Origin of the sequence: Marinobacter algicola DG893 (genome assembly GCF_000170835.1) — a bacterium.
Classification (GTDB): domain Bacteria; phylum Pseudomonadota; class Gammaproteobacteria; order Pseudomonadales; family Oleiphilaceae; genus Marinobacter; species Marinobacter algicola.
Map to the genome: position 1 here is coordinate 123,747 of NZ_ABCP01000007.1, position 14,279 is coordinate 138,025.

The window sequence follows — 14,279 nt, forward strand, 5'->3', positions numbered from 1 at the left end:
CATCTAAATGCAAGAATCAAACGCTAGAGTCGGGGCGCCTGACTGGTTAGAGGAAATCCGCTGGAATGCGGATGGGCTGGTACCGGCCATTGCCCAGGACGCTGTTACCGGCGACATCCTGATGATGGCCTGGATGAACGCAGAGTCGCTCAGGCTGACCGCCGAAGAAGGCCAGGCCGTATATTGGTCCCGTTCCCGCGGCAAGTTGTGGCGCAAAGGGGAAACCTCCGGCCACCAACAGGTGATCTCGGAAATCCGGCTGGACTGCGATGAAGACGTGATTCTTCTGAAGGTCGAGCAGAAAGGCGGTATTGCCTGCCACACCGGGCGGCGAAGTTGCTTCTATCGTCGGTTGGAAGGCGGGCAATGGGCGAGTGTCGACCCGGTTCTACGGAACCCCGAGGCTATTTACGGCAAGAAACAGGGAGGTAGCAACCATGAGTGACGTTCTCGAGCAACTGGCTCAGGTGCTGGAAGCCCGCAAGGAGGCAGACCCGGAGACATCCTATGTCGCCAGCCTGCATCAGAAAGGGCTCAACAAGATCCTGGAAAAGGTAGGGGAAGAGTGCACCGAGACATTGTTGGCCGCCAAGGACGCGGAGCACTCGGGCGAAACCCGGGACGTGGTTTATGAAACCGCCGACCTCTGGTTCCACAGCATGGTGATGCTGTCCCGGCTAGGCCTTGGCCCCAAGGACGTCATCGACGAACTCGCCAGCCGATTTGATCTGTCTGGCCTTGAAGAGAAAGCCTCCCGGGATCAGTAAGCCGGGCAGCCCCGAAGAGGGTTTCCGGAAGCCCCCCGAAGTGGCGTACAATCAAACGTAACAGAAATCTTAAGACGAGGGTCCCGGCATGGGCATCAGTATCTGGCAACTCCTAATCGTACTTGGCATTGTTATCCTGTTGTTCGGAACCAAAAAGCTCCGCAACATCGGCGGGGATCTGGGCGGTGCCATTCGTGGGTTCAAGAAATCCATGAACGAAGACGACAAGAAGGACGATGACCCGGACGCCATTGCAGACGATGCCGACGCGAAGGCTCATGAAGCCCGCGCCGAAGAAAAGCCACGGGACAAGTCCCACAGCTGAGACGGGCTGAATGTTTGATATCGGCTTTGTCGAGCTGCTGATCTGCGGCGTCATTGCGTTACTGGTTCTCGGCCCCGAGAGGCTGCCTACTGCGGCCCGGGCGGCCGGGCGCTGGATCGGTGGTGCCCGCCGCATGGTCAGCCAGTTCTCCTCGGAGCTCGACCGTCAGCTCAAGGCGGAAGAGCTTCGCGAAGAACTGCGCAAAGCCGGCGACGTCGGCCTGGAGGATGTCCAGAAGTCCGTGCGCGGCGCTCTGGACGAGGCCAAGAAATACGAGCACATGGTTCTGTCCGACGACGAAAAGCCCAAACACCGGCCCGCGCCTGCGACCCGGCGGATTGCCACACAGTCAGAGCCCGAGCCAGAACCCATGTTGGACCCGGAGGAAGACCCAACCTCGGCCAACGGCTCCGGGCATGCCTCTCTGGACCCTGAAGATCCGCCGCGAGAGGATGACCGCGCGCACGCCCCTTCGGCCGATAGCACCCCGAAAAAACAGGAAAGCACGCCGGATAACCGTTCATGACCACCCAGCCTGACGGCAAAAACGCCCATCGTCCCGAAGATATCCAGCCAGAAATGCCGCTGGTGGAACACTTGCTGGAGCTGCGCAACCGCCTGTTGAAAATGGTGTTGGCGGTAATCATCTGTTTTGCCGCCATCTACCCGTTTGCCAATGAACTCTACCTGCTGATATCGCAACCCTTGCGGGACCTGCTGCCAGTCGGCCAGACCATGATCGCAACAGACATCACCTCGCCGTTCTTCGCGCCATTGAAACTGGCCCTGGTACTAGCCGTGTTCGTGGCCATTCCGGTGATCCTCTATCAGCTCTGGAGTTTTATTGCGCCGGGCCTGTATGCCCATGAGAAGAAACTGGCGTTCCCCTTGCTGTTTACGTCGGTCGTCCTGTTCTACCTGGGGGCGGCATTTGCTTACTACGTGGTGTTCCCTCTGGTGTTCGGATTCTTCACCGCCATCGGCCCGGAAGGCATTGTTGAGTTGCCGGATATCAGCAGCTACCTCAATTTCGTACTGAAGATGTTCTTTGCCTTCGGGGTTGCCTTCGAAATTCCCATCGCCACCATACTGCTGATTCTCACCGGTGCCACCACGCCCGAGGACCTCGCTGCAAAACGCCCGTACATCGTGGTGGGCTGCTTCGTGATCGGCATGCTGCTGACCCCTCCAGACATCATCTCCCAGACCCTGCTGGCGGTGCCCATGTGGCTGTTGTTTGAACTCGGCATTCTGTTTGGTCGGCTCGCCAGACGCGAGGTGGAAGCCCCTGACGCAACGGACACCTCCAACGAATGAACCTGGCGCTGCTGTTCCAGGATGATTTCGTGGCGGCGGACACAGCCGTGCTGACGGGCCGCCGGCTGGCCCACCTGCATTCCGTGCTGAAGGTCGCGGAAGGCGACCTGGTACCCGTGGGGCTTGTCGACGGCAATATTGGCACCGGCCGCGTGCTAAGGCTTACCGATACTGAGGCTGCCCTCCAGGTGGAATTGACCTCGCAGCCGCCCGCCCCCCTGCCCCTGACGTTGATCCTCGCAATGCCACGGCCAAAGATGTTCCGCCGTGTACTGCAAACCTGCGCAACCCTTGGCGTCAAGGATATCTGGCTGATCAATGCCTACAAGGTCGAGAAGAGCTTCTGGCAAACACCGTGGCTGTCGGACGACAATCTGCGGGAAAACATGGTACTCGGCCTGGAGCAGGCGCGAGACACCCAGCTGCCCCGGCTGCACGTCCGCAAGCTGTTCAAGCCGTTTGTGGAAGATGAGTTGCCGGCACTACTGAGAAATACCCATGCTCTGGTTGCGCACCCCGGCACCAGCACGCCGTGCCCAGTACACATCAACGAACCCGCCACCCTGTGCGTTGGCCCGGAAGGCGGGTTCATACCCTATGAAATCGACAAACTGACCGAGGCGGGCTGCGAAGCGGTGCACCTTGGCAGCCGTATTCTCCGGGTCGAGACCGCCGTACCTGTGCTGGTAAGCCGCCTGTTCGACGCCTGCGTTTAGCTCAGGCCGAACGCGCCTTCCACAATTTTATCAGTGGCGTAATCACCGCTACCAGTAAAGCCCCCGCGACAACGCCGAAAAGGCCGTCTGCAAGCACCGGAATAACGGCCTGACCGACACCACCGAAATCTTCGACAAAGTGATGGATGGCTTCATACACCGGCGGCAGCCCATGGGTGAGAATGCCACCACCCACCAGGAACATGGCAATGGTGCCCAGAACCGACAAGGCCTTCATCATCCAGGGAGCAAACCAGAGGATGCCTTCCCCAACCCGCTTGGCGAATGGGCTTTCTTTCTGACTGAGGTACAGACCGCCATCGTCCAGTTTCACAATGCCGGCCACCAGGCCATAGACACCGATGGTGATCATTATGGCGACGACCGTCAGCACCATGAACTGCATTCCGATGCTCTGACTACTGACCGTTCCCAGGGTGATCGCTATGATTTCAGCCGACAGGATAAAGTCTGTGCGGATCGCCCCTTTGATCTTGTCTTGCTCAACCACTTTCAGATCGACGTCGGGATTTTTGAGGGCGTTGCGTAGTTCTTCCTTGTGCTGTTCATCTTCCTGCCTGTGGAGGAACCGATGAGCGATTTTTTCAAACCCCTCAAAACAGAGAAAAGCGCCGCCCAGCATCAGCAGGGGGATCACCAACCAGGGCACGAAGAAGCTGATGGCGAGAGCGCCCGGAACCAGGATGGCCTTGTTGAGCATTGAGCCCTTCGCCACCGCCCAGACCACCGGCAGTTCCCGCGCGGGTTTCACACCGGTCACCTGTTGGGCATTGAGCGCGAGGTCATCCCCCAGCACGCCGGCGGTTTTCTTGGTGGCCGCCTTGGTCATCAGTGCCACATCGTCCAGAACCGTGGCGATGTCATCAATCAATACAAGGAGACTGCTGGCAGCCATAACGAATTCCTTTTGGTTTAACGACTTTTATGGTGCGCCCTGTGAGCCATGATCAGGCATCCAGCCCCATGGCCTCGGCCGCAATACGGTTCTTGATCGGCCCAAGCTGATTCAGCCAGCGCATACCGGCGTTGCGCAACCAACGCAGGGTCAACTCATCACGGCCAAACAGTTGCTTGAAACCTTCCATGGCCGCAATCATCGCGAGGTTCTCACCCTTGCGACGACGCTGGTAACGGGCCAGCACAAGCTCGTTGTCTGGATCAATGCCTTTGCTACGAGCACTTGCCAGTTCGTCCAGCAATGCACGAACATCCCCATAACCCAGATTCGCCCCCTGGCCGGCCAGGGGATGAATGGTATGGGCTGCATCGCCCACCAGCGCGAAGCCGGTGGCAATGTATTCCTTGGCGTGACGCTGACGCAAGGGAAATGCGTGGCGACGGGAGACGACATCCACTGCGCCCAGTTCACGCTCTATCGCACGTTCCAGTTTCGCCTTGAAGGCATCGTCATCCAGCGCCATCAAACGACGGGCCTCTTCGGTATCCTGGGACCAGACAATGGAGCAGAAATGCTCATCGCCGGACTCCGTCAGCAATGGCAGGAACGCCAGTGGCCCTGTGGGCGAAAACCGTTGCCAGGCCGTAAAACCGTGGCTCTGGGCAGTTCGAGCGGTGCATACGATGGCCTGCTGGCCGTAATCCCACTCGCGGGTCGGCAATCCGACCCACTGGCGCAATCGGGAATGGGCACCGTCCGCAGCTATTACAAGCCTGGCCCCTATGGCCTGACCGTCTTCAAGGCGTATGCCACGCGTCTGCTCATCCTGCCACCAGCCACTCACCCTGACGCCATCAATCAGAGTCGCCGTACTATCGGCAAGGGCGTCAAACAGTGCCCGTACAATTCGACGGTTCTCGATGATCGTTCCCAATGCCGGTGCCCGGAGTTCTGCCGCCTCGAACTGGATGCGGCCGGTGCCATCGCCGTCCCATACGGTCATCGTCTGGTAGGAACAATGGCGACCAGAGGTTATGTCCGACCATACCCCCAACTGTTCCAGCAGGCGCTGACTGGCGACCGAAATGGCGCTCACGCGGGGATCAAAATCCTCCACCGATGCTGCTTCTCCAGGGGCCTGCATCAAGGACTTTCGGTCGGCACCTTCCACCAGCCCGACATTCCAGCCTTGCCGCGACAAGCCCAGCGCAAGGGCCGAGCCCACCATGCCGCCGCCGACCACCAGAATATCGAATTGCGGTTGCTCACTCATGGTCATTGCGTTCCGGGAAAGCGTTGTCAGGAGTGCGAAGTTCGGCCCGGCGCCCACCCAGGCCCATAGCCTGGCGAGCAAACCAGCGCTTGGCACCAGGCAACAGATCCAGCCCCATCAGGCCGGCGTCGCGGGCAGTGGTTACCAGCGGCAGGTGATTGCCAAACAGCTGGATCAGAGAATCGGAGAAGCGCACGGTCTGCTGCCAGTCCCGGCGGTGACGAATCTGATAAGCGTTGAGAACGCCCAGGCTGCCCAGGGGTTGCTGCTGCTCGACGGCCACCCTGAACTGCTCCACCAGCGCCATCAGCCCCCGCAGCGCCAGATTAAAGCCCTGGCCGGCGACCGGATGTAACGTATGTGCCGCATTGCCCACCAGCACGACACCGGGACGAACCGCCTCATCCACAGTTTTCAGGGTCAGCGGATAGTGGCTGCATTCCCCGATGTGGGTAAACCGCCCAAGACGCCAGCCAAACCGTTGCTGAAGCCGCTGACACTTGTCCTCATCACTCAGCGACAGCAGTTCCTCAAGTGCCCCACTGCTCAGGGTCCAGACCAACGCGGCAGTGGTTCCCGCCCGGATTGGTGAGCCGTGAGGCAACAACGCCATGGGGCCAGCATCGGTGAAACGCTCGAACGCCGTGAATCCGTGGCTATCGGACGTGGAAACATTGGCGATCAGGGCATGCTGATCATAGGCCTGTTCGTTGATCCGGAAGCCCAGCGTTTCACGCAGGCCGGAGCGGCCACCGTCAGCCACCACCAGGCACTGCGCAGTCAGTTCCCGTTCGCCGTTGTCGGCACCCAGGGTAACGCGGACACCCTCCGGCAGCGGCTGCATGGCCGTTACTTCCGCCGGCGCTTCCCAGACCACATCGGTCTGCAGCAGCTCCCGCATCAGGCACAGCCCCATCCAGCGGTTGTCCGCCACGTAGCCCAGGGCCTCCTGTTGGTGGTCGGCCGCGTTCAGGCGCGTGGCGCCAAAATGCCCACGGTCCGATACATGAATATGGCGAATGGGCGTAGCGTGCTCGGAGAGCCGCGACCAAAGGCCCAGCTCCTCAAAAATCAGCCGCGAACCCCAGGCCAGCGCCGTGGAACGGGCATCGTAGCTGGGCTGATAGCTGTCAGGCAGGGCCTCCGGAGACAACGGAAACGCCTCCACCACAGTCACCCGCAGTTGCGGCAGGGTTCTCGCCAGCGCCAATGCCAGGGTGGCTCCTGCCAGCCCACCACCGGCGATGATGATATCGGTATCGTGCTGGTTCACGGTCAGTCGGCCATCAGCGCTTCAATCTCGGGAATGGTCTTGGGGACCGCCTCGGTGAGGACCCGACAGCCCTCTTTCGTCACCACCACGTCATCCTCGATGCGAATGCCGATACCACGCCATTTCGCATCCACGCTGGTGTTGTCCGGCGCCACATATAGCCCGGGCTCCACGGTCAGTGCCATGCCCGGCTCCAGTTCGCGCCACGCATCGCCCACCTTGTAGTCCCCAACATCATGCACATCCAGGCCCAGCCAGTGGCCAGTACGGTGCATGAAAAACGGTTTGAACGCCTGTTCCTCGATGGCCTGCTCTACCGTCGTATCCTTTAACAGACCAAGATCGATTAAGCCCTGGGTAAGCACTTTCAGGGCCGCCTGGTGAGGGTGATCCCAGTGATTACCGGGGCGAACTTCCTCAATGGCGGCATATTGTGCGGCCAACACGACCTCATACAAAGCCCGCTGTTCATCGCTGAATTTACCGCTGACCGGGAAGGTACGGGTGATATCGGAGGCGTAGCATTCCAACTCACAGCCCGCGTCGATGAGCACCAGATCGCCCTCGTTCAACGGGGCGCTGTTTTCGATGTAGTGGAGGATGCAGGCGTTCTGGCCGCCACCCACAATCGACGGATAAGCCGTGGAACGGGCACCATTTTCCATGAAGGTGTGAATCAGCTCAGCTTCCAGGGCGTATTCAAAGACACCTTTGGCGGCCCGCTTCATTGCCCGCTTGTGGGCTTCACAACTGATCTCACCGGCCCTGGCCATCACCTTGATTTCCGCCGCACTCTTGTACAGGCGAAGGTCGTGGAGCAGATGCTCCAGCGCTACGAACTCACCAGGCGGATGGGCACCTGAGCGAACCTTGCTGCGGATCACCTTGACCCAGTCCATCACCTTGGCATCAAAATTATGATCCTTGCCCAGTGGGTAATATACCCGGCTGCGGCCTTCGATCATGCCGGGCAGGATGTCGTCAATGTCTGCAATGGGAAAGGCATCGTCCAGGCCGAAGGTCTCGATGGCACCCTCGGGACCTGCCAGAAAACCATCCCACAGCTCCTTTTCCGGGTTTCGTTCCTTACAGAAAAGTACAGACTCACCATGCTCCCGGCCGGGGATCAGTACCAGAACCGCTTCCGGCTCGCCGAAGCCAGTCAGGTACTGGAAGTCGCTGTCCTGGCGAAATGGATGCAGGACATCCCGGTTGCGCACCCGCTCGGGGGCGGCTGGCAGTATGGCAATGCTGTCCGGTGCCATTCGCTCCATCAGCCGGTGCCGGCGATCGTTGAATTCCTTGACGGGTATCAGTGAAGCCATGATGTCTCCCACGGGTATCAGCGTTGTTCAGTGCAAAGTCGGGGTATTGGGTGACGGCTTTTCCGGCGGATTGAACTCTGTAAACACCGCTAGCGCACCCAGCCGTACATATTCGACGATTTCCATCAATTGTTGTTCGCTTTCATCGTCCGGCTCGTCATCGTCGGCCACCTGACTGATCGCCACCATGTCTTCAATGAGTTCACGGATTTCGTCCGGCGCCTCGCCCAGTGCCTGGCCAGCGGACAGCGCCATACCCTCAAGGAAACCACGCACCCAGGAGGTGAGCGCCTCCAGTCGCTGCTCGATGGCGTAATCGTCATCCGGCAGCAAAGGCTGAAAACTCATATCGGTGGCCTTGAGTAGCTCGAGCGTCTGGCTATAGGCCGAGGCCATAAACTCCCGCAGTTCGTCCGATTCGTCGGTCGCAGCCTGGGGCAGGCCCATGTGCTCACAGACCATGGCCAGCCATTCTTCTTCACTGATCCGTGCGCCAGCAGCAAGCCGGCCACAAAGCACACCGTGGAGCTCCGATGGATGACTGAAAGCCTTGTGAGTGGTAAACACATTGGCCCAGCGCTCAAAGGCAACAGCGCGGGCGTTGGAGGTGTCGGTTTCGGACATGAAACGGGACGATCCTGTATGAATGAATGAAGGCCCTATCCTAGCATTCAGCCGGATTTAAGACACTTGCCCTCTTGATTGCGGGCCGGGAAAGAGTAAATTATGTTATAACATATCAATTTCAAGGAGAGCCGCCAGCCATGTCCGCCATACGCGTACCCCCAAACCGTCCCCGCTCGCTGCATAAACTTGGATGCACGATCGCTGCCTGCAGCCTGGCACCAGTGGCGCTGGCCACCGACAATCCCGGCGCCCACGAACACGGTCATGCCCGGTTGCAGATGGCGGTGGAAGAAAACCGTATTGACCTGATGCTCAATTCCCCGGCCTACAATCTCGCCGGGTTCGAGCATGGCGCCCGCACGGACGCGGAGAAAAGCCGGTTGGCGGACATTAACCGCTGGCTGGAAACCACGCCGCTGATCAACACCGCAGCGGCCGACTGCCGCGTGACAGACGCAGCCGTGGAACTCGGCGGGGAAGAAGAAAACCACGGCGGGGATATTCATCACGATCACGGCCACGACGAGCACGATCATCACGAGGACGGACATTCCGACGAAGAACATCATGGGGAAGCCACTCATCGGGAATACGATGTATCCCAACAACTGGAATGCAGCCGCATCGACGCCGATCAGGAATTCACATCAGCGCTGATGGGGAGGTTCGAGGGCATGGACGAACTCACCGTCGAATGGGTCAGCCCCTCCGGCCAGGGCAGTGCCCGGCTGACACCTTCAAACCGGGCATTTACTGTCGACAACTGACCGATGAACGACCTGCCGGAGCATTATTCCTCGTAGGGCGAGACATTCTCCGCCACGATGGAGTAAGAAGACGAAGCAATATCGTTCTCGGTTTTCTCGATCTTCAGGGTGCCTTCAATCCACACCGGATCATAGAGTGCTTCGAGCTTGAAGCCCTTCTTGTACTTCACGTGGACGATCTGGTTGGGAGGGGGCGGCGGCACATGTATGCAGGCGCCATAGTATGGCACCAGGAAAAACTCCAGAATGCGCATATCCTGTGTGGTTTTCAGCGGCACGACAAAACCTGGAATCCGGCCTGACCGACCATCCATTTCAGGCACCACACGGCCTGTCATGATCTCGTCCGGTAAGGTGGCAGGGCCGTCACCCTCATGGGAGACTTCTGGCATATTCTCGAGTAGGTTGAGATCCTCCTCTGGCATCAATTCCAGCCAGTCGATCTCTTTCGAGGCGTCTTTTGCGCTAACGGCGGTTGAGAGACTGAAGGCCGCGACCAGCGCCACCATAAACAGGGTGGCGAACAGAGAGCGTTGCCGCGTGCGGGATTCCAGAGGTTCTGACATAAAACTGACGTCTCCTGTAACGATTCAGGGATCATACACCGGATGACCAATGCCTGACATGACCGGCAAGACAGACTTGCACAAAGAGACTTCTGTAACCCCAGAGAGTTCCGTAACCCCACGGCAGACCCTCCGCATCAGCGAACTCACTTTTCGCTGGGACCGGGCCCAGCCGGGCATCCGCTATCCTGACGTAACACTGAACAGCGGTGAACACCTTTTCCTCCGTGGCCCCAGCGGTAGCGGCAAGAGCACACTCCTGAGCCTGATGGGCGGCCTTATCGTGCCGGATTCCGGTCGTCTGGAACTGCTGGGCACAGACCTGGCAGGCCTAACCAGCGGCCAACGCGACCGATTCAGGGCCGACCACATGGGCGTTATATTCCAGCAGTTCAACCTGGTGCCTTACCTGAGCACGCTGGACAACGTCACACTGCCCTGTCGACTCTCACCGAAACGCCGAGCGCGAGCCTTGTCTTCTCCGGAGGCAGAGGCGAAATCCCTGCTGACTGCCCTGGGCATCCCCCAGAACCATTGGCACCGACGTGTTACCACCCTCAGCGTCGGGCAACAACAGCGAGTAGCCGCCGCCAGAGCACTGACTGGCGCCCCGGAACTGATCCTGGCGGACGAGCCCACCTCTGCCCTGGACAGCGACAACCGGGACCGCTTTATCGAGCTGTTGTTGGGGCTGGCGGCTGAAAAACACTCATCCGTTGTCTTTGTCAGCCACGACAAGAGCCTGGCGCAACGCTTTAACCACCAACTGGCCCTGGAGGTGACCCCATGAACCTGCGGCTGGCGTTGTCTCTGGCCATGGCAAGCCTCTGGTATCGGCGCAGGGTACTGGCGCTGGTGACCCTGACCCTGACGCTCAGCATCACCCTGCTTTTGGGCGTTCAGTACCTGCGCACCGAAGTGAAGCAGTCCTTTACCAACACCATCTCCGGCACCGACCTGATCGTGGGCGCTCGCAGCGGTCAGCTGAACCTGCTGCTGTACACTGTTTTTCACATCGGTGACGCCACCAACAACATCCGCTGGAGTACCTACGAGAAACTGCAGGAGGATGAGCGCATCGGCTGGCTGGTGCCCATTTCCCTGGGCGACAGTTACCGCGGACACCGGGTTGTTGGCACCAGCGAGCAATTCCCGGAACATTTCCGCTACGGTCGGGACCAGCAACCCGCATTGGCCGAAGGAGAATGGTTCGCCGATGTCTTCGACGTGGTGTTGGGGGCCGAAGTGGCCCGCAAGCATGCTCACCAGACCGGCGACAGGGTGACCCTGTCCCATGGCGGCGGCAAGACCAGCTTCTCCAACCACAAGGACACCCCGTTTAAGGTCACTGGCATCCTCGCTCCCACTGGCACACCGGTGGACCAGGCGGTTTACGTCAGCCTGGAGGGCCTGGAAGCCATCCATATTGGCTGGGAATCCGGTGTTGCCATCCCCGGGCGAACCGTCACGCCCGAAGAAGCCAGGCAGAGGGACCTCACACCGGACGCGATTACCGCCGCCTTCGTGGGTATCGACCGCAAAGTGCTGACGTTTCAGGTTCAGCGCCAGATCAATGAATCGCAGCTCGAACCACTGTCAGCGATTCTTCCGGGGGTGGCGCTCAGCGAACTCTGGCGAATCATGGGGCAGTTCGAAAAGGCCTTGCTGGGCATCACCGGCTTTGTGGTGGTCACCAGCCTGGTCGGGCTCGTGGCGGTGTTGCTGACTCTGCAAGCGCAGCGCCGGCAGGAAGTGGCGATCCTGAGGGCTACTGGGGCTTCGCCGGCGCTCATCGCGGCACTGCACGTAATCGAGTGCGTCCTGCTCGCCATCGCGGCCTGCGGGCTCGCGATATTGGCCGGAGCGGCTGGCATCGCGGCTCTTAGCCCCTGGCTACTGGATACGTGGGGCGTTCAGGTAGGCTTGCGGCCGCTGAATGCGACGGAATGGTCGATCATCGCCAGCGTCCCTCTGGCAGCATTGCTCGTGGGACTGATTCCAGCACTCCAGGCCTGGCGGGGCAGCCGAAAACAGGGGCTGGGACACGTGGCCCCAGAGTGACGGACATCACGCAACGCGGGCCATGACATCCCTGTAAATTGACCAGCTTGCAGTCCACACTTATAGTTAGTTCACTTCTTTGATACAGGCGTTGGACGACTCATGGAACAGTCCGAACTACAGGCATTGGCGGACAAACTCGACAGATTGATCGAACACTGTCGCAAACTGGAACGTGACAACGCGATGCTGCGCGAGCTGCAGGACGACTGGAACCGTGAGCGAGCGCAGCTCATGCACAAGAATGATCTTGCCAAAAACAAGATCGAAGCCATGATAGGCCGCCTCCGGGCCCTGGAGCACCACTGATGCCACAGCAGCCGACAACCGTCGAAGTCAAGATTCTCGACAAGGAATACCTGGTCGCCTGCCCGCAGGAAGAGCAGGAAGCCCTTCTCCGCTCCGCCAGGCACCTGGACACCAAAATGCGGGAAATACGCGCCAGCGGCAAGGTATTCGGTACCGAACGTATCGCCGTGATGGCGGCCCTCAACATCACCAATGAGATGCTTGAGCGGGATACCATGTCGGACACTGCCAGCTCAATTCTCAACGCCATGGACGAAAAGCTCGATACCGCGTTGGGTGAAGGCACCGGTAACTAGTCCTTACACAGGAATCCGATTCAGGTGTTGCAATCAGCCCCGCCAATGCCCGTATAATGGATTGAACTTCCTGGGCTGTTCGCTGGTCGGATTCGTCCTCGAGCCGATGCGCACTACCCAGGTGGCTACTTCAGGGCATTGTGAGCACGTCCCCATACGGGGAAAGCCTAATATGTCACAGCGGCCACCGACCTTGAACTTTGGGTTCAAGGGCCACATCCGATAACGGCAGCCCGGGAAGCTTTAATTTCAACCAAGGTCCTCAGAAACTCGCCAGTTCATCCTGCAAGTCGCGCTTCAGTTCTTCCGGCTCGGTTATCCACAGCGTTTCATCCACACCGGGCAGCACCCCAACGTCCAGACCGTCTTTAGTCAGACCCGGCACCCATTTCCTGAAAAAATCCGGCAACGGAATGCGCTTTGGCGTGAGGTCGTCGGAGCCCTTACCATACTCTGCAGCGAATGCCTCACTGGGCCACACCGGCAGATACTCCACATCGCCATCTTCGGACACAATTTTCAGGAAGCGATTCTCCGCATTCACCAGAATCCAGATTTCACGCTCCTCCCCAACCTGTCTCAGGAAAAAGTCGTATCGTTCTTCGCCGTCTGATTCGAGGACACTTGTTAATGCATCTTGGTTCATGGGTCGACCTGCTGTTGAACGAAAAGATTGAAGGGCCAATGATAGCCTATCGGCCCTCCACACCGACATAACCAGGGACCGGTGACAGGCGACATTTTTCTGTACAACAGGGGCAGCCCGATGGTAGAAAAACTCTATGTTGACCAACGTTGTCTCACCCCAGCCCTTTGAAGAACACCCTGACTCGCAATCCCGAAGCAATCTTCGCAAGGCCCTTCGGAAGAAGCGCCGCTCGCTGTCCGTGGAAGAACAACAGATCGCCGCCGACCAGCTTGCGCTGAACCTGTTGAAACACCCCGACCTGTTCCGGGCCCGCCATGTCGCGGTTTACCTACCCAACGACGGTGAAATAGATCCCCAAGTGTACGTTCATGTTGCCCGCAGGCGAGGTATCCAATTCTATTTGCCGGTGCTGCATCCGGTTCATCGCGGCAGACTGGTCTTCAGCCCCTTTACCAATGGTACCGAACTGACAGCCAACCGCTTTGGCATTCCGGAACCGCCCTTCCATAAAGGACTGGAGCGGCCGCCATGGGCGCTGGATGCGGTGCTGTTCCCACTGGTAGGGTTTGATGGTTTTGGTGGCCGGCTGGGCATGGGTGGCGGCTTCTACGATCGCACCTTTGCGTTCACGCGAATCCGGCCACGCCTGGCACCGAAACTGATCGGGCTGGCCCATGACTGTCAGAAAGTATTGGAGTTACCACTGGAACCCTGGGATATCCCTCTACACAGTGTGGTGACTGACAGGGAACGTTACCGAATGAAGGCGAAGAGTTTTCGGTAAGGTTTAGTCTCGAACGGCGGATACTGTAATGGCGTCGCTATCAGAAGCCGTCGGCTCATCGTCAGCGGCCTGAAGCGACGTGAAGCCTGTAATAACGAGGCCAACGGCAAAAATCAGCGCAATCGTCCGGATAATGTCAGGCTTGCGGCCCATGAGGGGAGTCTCCGGTGTTTTAAGTAGTAAAATCGATCTAAATCAGTTGACTATTCTTGTTTTCAAGAATTAGACGAAAGACTAACACCTATCCTGTATTTTACAATTTTTCACAGATTAAAGTTTTGTAAGGCTTTCTAGAGCAGGAGTTC

20 protein-coding genes and 1 other RNA gene are annotated in these 14,279 nt (G+C 58.9%); 13 read left to right on the forward strand and 8 right to left on the reverse strand.

Annotation, left to right across the window (positions count from 1 at the left end; translation table 11 throughout):
* The first annotated feature begins 7 nt into the window (after window positions 1-7).
* The 6 genes from hisI to MDG893_RS07725 all read left to right on the forward strand — a co-directional run bounded on the left by hisI (window position 8) and on the right by MDG893_RS07725 (window position 3,125).
* Complete coding sequence (hisI, locus tag MDG893_RS07700) at window positions 8-445, forward strand: phosphoribosyl-AMP cyclohydrolase (RefSeq protein ID WP_007153185.1); 438 nt, start codon at window positions 8-10, stop codon at window positions 443-445.
* Window positions 438-767 carry a phosphoribosyl-ATP diphosphatase gene (locus MDG893_RS07705; protein ID WP_007153186.1) on the forward strand — a complete coding sequence of 110 codons (330 nt, stop codon included), beginning with the start codon at window positions 438-440 and terminating at the stop codon, window positions 765-767. Before hisI ends, MDG893_RS07705 begins: the two co-directional genes overlap by 8 nt.
* 88 nt (window positions 768-855) lie before the next feature.
* On the forward strand, window positions 856-1,092 hold the full coding sequence (tatA, locus tag MDG893_RS07710) for a twin-arginine translocase TatA/TatE family subunit (protein WP_007153187.1): 237 nt from the start codon (window positions 856-858) through the stop codon (window positions 1,090-1,092).
* Window positions 1,093-1,102: 10 nt separating this feature from the next.
* Window positions 1,103-1,618 (forward strand): Sec-independent protein translocase protein TatB, encoded by a 516-nt coding sequence (gene tatB / locus MDG893_RS21180; RefSeq protein WP_007153188.1) that lies wholly within the window; start codon window positions 1,103-1,105, stop codon window positions 1,616-1,618.
* Complete coding sequence (gene tatC, locus MDG893_RS07720) at window positions 1,615-2,409, forward strand: twin-arginine translocase subunit TatC (protein ID WP_007153189.1); 795 nt, start codon at window positions 1,615-1,617, stop codon at window positions 2,407-2,409. Before tatB ends, tatC begins: the two co-directional genes overlap by 4 nt.
* Window positions 2,406-3,125, forward strand: a complete 720-nt coding sequence (locus MDG893_RS07725) for a 16S rRNA (uracil(1498)-N(3))-methyltransferase (RefSeq protein WP_007153190.1) — start codon at window positions 2,406-2,408, stop codon at window positions 3,123-3,125. Before tatC ends, MDG893_RS07725 begins: the two co-directional genes overlap by 4 nt.
* 1 nt (window position 3,126) lies before the next feature.
* Here MDG893_RS07725 and MDG893_RS07730 read toward each other — a convergent pair whose 3' ends face one another.
* From MDG893_RS07730 to MDG893_RS07750, 5 genes are read right to left on the reverse strand one after another with little or no spacing between them, the layout of a single operon-like run.
* Entirely contained in the window at window positions 3,127-4,041 is a 915-nt protein-coding gene (locus tag MDG893_RS07730; protein ID WP_007153191.1) for a DUF808 domain-containing protein, read from the reverse strand.
* 52 nt (window positions 4,042-4,093) lie between these two features.
* Window positions 4,094-5,317, reverse strand: coding sequence for a UbiH/UbiF/VisC/COQ6 family ubiquinone biosynthesis hydroxylase (locus MDG893_RS07735; RefSeq protein ID WP_007153192.1), 1,224 nt, complete (start codon window positions 5,315-5,317; stop codon window positions 4,094-4,096).
* Entirely contained in the window at window positions 5,310-6,590 is a 1,281-nt protein-coding gene (ubiH, locus tag MDG893_RS07740) for a 2-octaprenyl-6-methoxyphenyl hydroxylase (RefSeq protein WP_007153193.1), read from the reverse strand. The genes MDG893_RS07735 and ubiH overlap by 8 nt, the downstream gene beginning before the upstream one ends.
* Window positions 6,591-6,592: 2 nt before the next feature.
* The gene (gene pepP / locus MDG893_RS07745; protein WP_007153194.1) at window positions 6,593-7,915 is read right to left on the reverse strand and encodes a Xaa-Pro aminopeptidase; all 1,323 of its coding nucleotides are present in this window, start codon (window positions 7,913-7,915) and stop codon (window positions 6,593-6,595) included.
* A 27-nt stretch (window positions 7,916-7,942) separates the two neighbouring features.
* Window positions 7,943-8,539, reverse strand: coding sequence for a UPF0149 family protein (locus MDG893_RS07750; protein ID WP_007153195.1), 597 nt, complete (start codon window positions 8,537-8,539; stop codon window positions 7,943-7,945).
* 140 nt (window positions 8,540-8,679) lie between these two features.
* On the opposite strand from MDG893_RS07750, the gene MDG893_RS07755 reads away from it, so the two are divergent.
* A complete protein-coding gene (locus MDG893_RS07755; protein ID WP_007153196.1) occupies window positions 8,680-9,309 on the forward strand; it encodes a ZrgA family zinc uptake protein in 630 nt (209 codons plus the stop codon).
* A 23-nt stretch (window positions 9,310-9,332) separates the two neighbouring features.
* Here the strand turns inward: MDG893_RS07755 and MDG893_RS07760 are convergent, their stop codons facing one another.
* On the reverse strand, window positions 9,333-9,875 hold the full coding sequence (locus tag MDG893_RS07760; RefSeq protein WP_007153197.1) for a DUF3299 domain-containing protein: 543 nt from the start codon (window positions 9,873-9,875) through the stop codon (window positions 9,333-9,335).
* A gap of 49 nt (window positions 9,876-9,924) precedes the next feature.
* Here MDG893_RS07760 and MDG893_RS07765 point away from each other — a divergent pair, with 49 nt between their 5' ends.
* The 5 genes from MDG893_RS07765 to ssrS all read left to right on the forward strand — a co-directional run bounded on the left by MDG893_RS07765 (window position 9,925) and on the right by ssrS (window position 12,785).
* Complete coding sequence (locus MDG893_RS07765; protein WP_007153198.1) at window positions 9,925-10,665, forward strand: ABC transporter ATP-binding protein; 741 nt, start codon at window positions 9,925-9,927, stop codon at window positions 10,663-10,665.
* The gene (locus MDG893_RS07770; RefSeq protein ID WP_007153199.1) at window positions 10,662-11,936 is read left to right on the forward strand and encodes an ABC transporter permease; all 1,275 of its coding nucleotides are present in this window, start codon (window positions 10,662-10,664) and stop codon (window positions 11,934-11,936) included. Before MDG893_RS07765 ends, MDG893_RS07770 begins: the two co-directional genes overlap by 4 nt.
* Window positions 11,937-12,038: 102 nt before the next feature.
* Window positions 12,039-12,245: a TIGR02449 family protein gene (locus tag MDG893_RS07775; RefSeq protein WP_007153200.1), complete on the forward strand. Its 207-nt coding sequence runs from the start codon at window positions 12,039-12,041 to the stop codon at window positions 12,243-12,245.
* Complete coding sequence (locus tag MDG893_RS07780) at window positions 12,245-12,541, forward strand: cell division protein ZapA (protein WP_007153201.1); 297 nt, start codon at window positions 12,245-12,247, stop codon at window positions 12,539-12,541. The genes MDG893_RS07775 and MDG893_RS07780 overlap by 1 nt, the downstream gene beginning before the upstream one ends.
* A 64-nt stretch (window positions 12,542-12,605) precedes the next feature.
* Window positions 12,606-12,785: non-coding RNA, 6S RNA (gene ssrS, locus MDG893_RS20665), on the forward strand.
* Between the two features lie 18 nt (window positions 12,786-12,803).
* Here the strand turns inward: ssrS and MDG893_RS07785 are convergent.
* Window positions 12,804-13,187 (reverse strand): DUF2750 domain-containing protein, encoded by a 384-nt coding sequence (locus MDG893_RS07785; protein ID WP_007153202.1) that lies wholly within the window; start codon window positions 13,185-13,187, stop codon window positions 12,804-12,806.
* A 136-nt stretch (window positions 13,188-13,323) separates the two neighbouring features.
* On the opposite strand from MDG893_RS07785, the gene MDG893_RS07790 reads away from it, so the two are divergent.
* Window positions 13,324-13,974 (forward strand): 5-formyltetrahydrofolate cyclo-ligase, encoded by a 651-nt coding sequence (locus tag MDG893_RS07790; RefSeq protein WP_007153203.1) that lies wholly within the window; start codon window positions 13,324-13,326, stop codon window positions 13,972-13,974.
* 3 nt (window positions 13,975-13,977) lie between these two features.
* Here MDG893_RS07790 and MDG893_RS21055 read toward each other — a convergent pair whose 3' ends face one another.
* A complete protein-coding gene (locus MDG893_RS21055; protein ID WP_007153204.1) occupies window positions 13,978-14,127 on the reverse strand; it encodes a hypothetical protein in 150 nt (49 codons plus the stop codon).
* Window positions 14,128-14,279 lie beyond the last annotated feature (152 nt).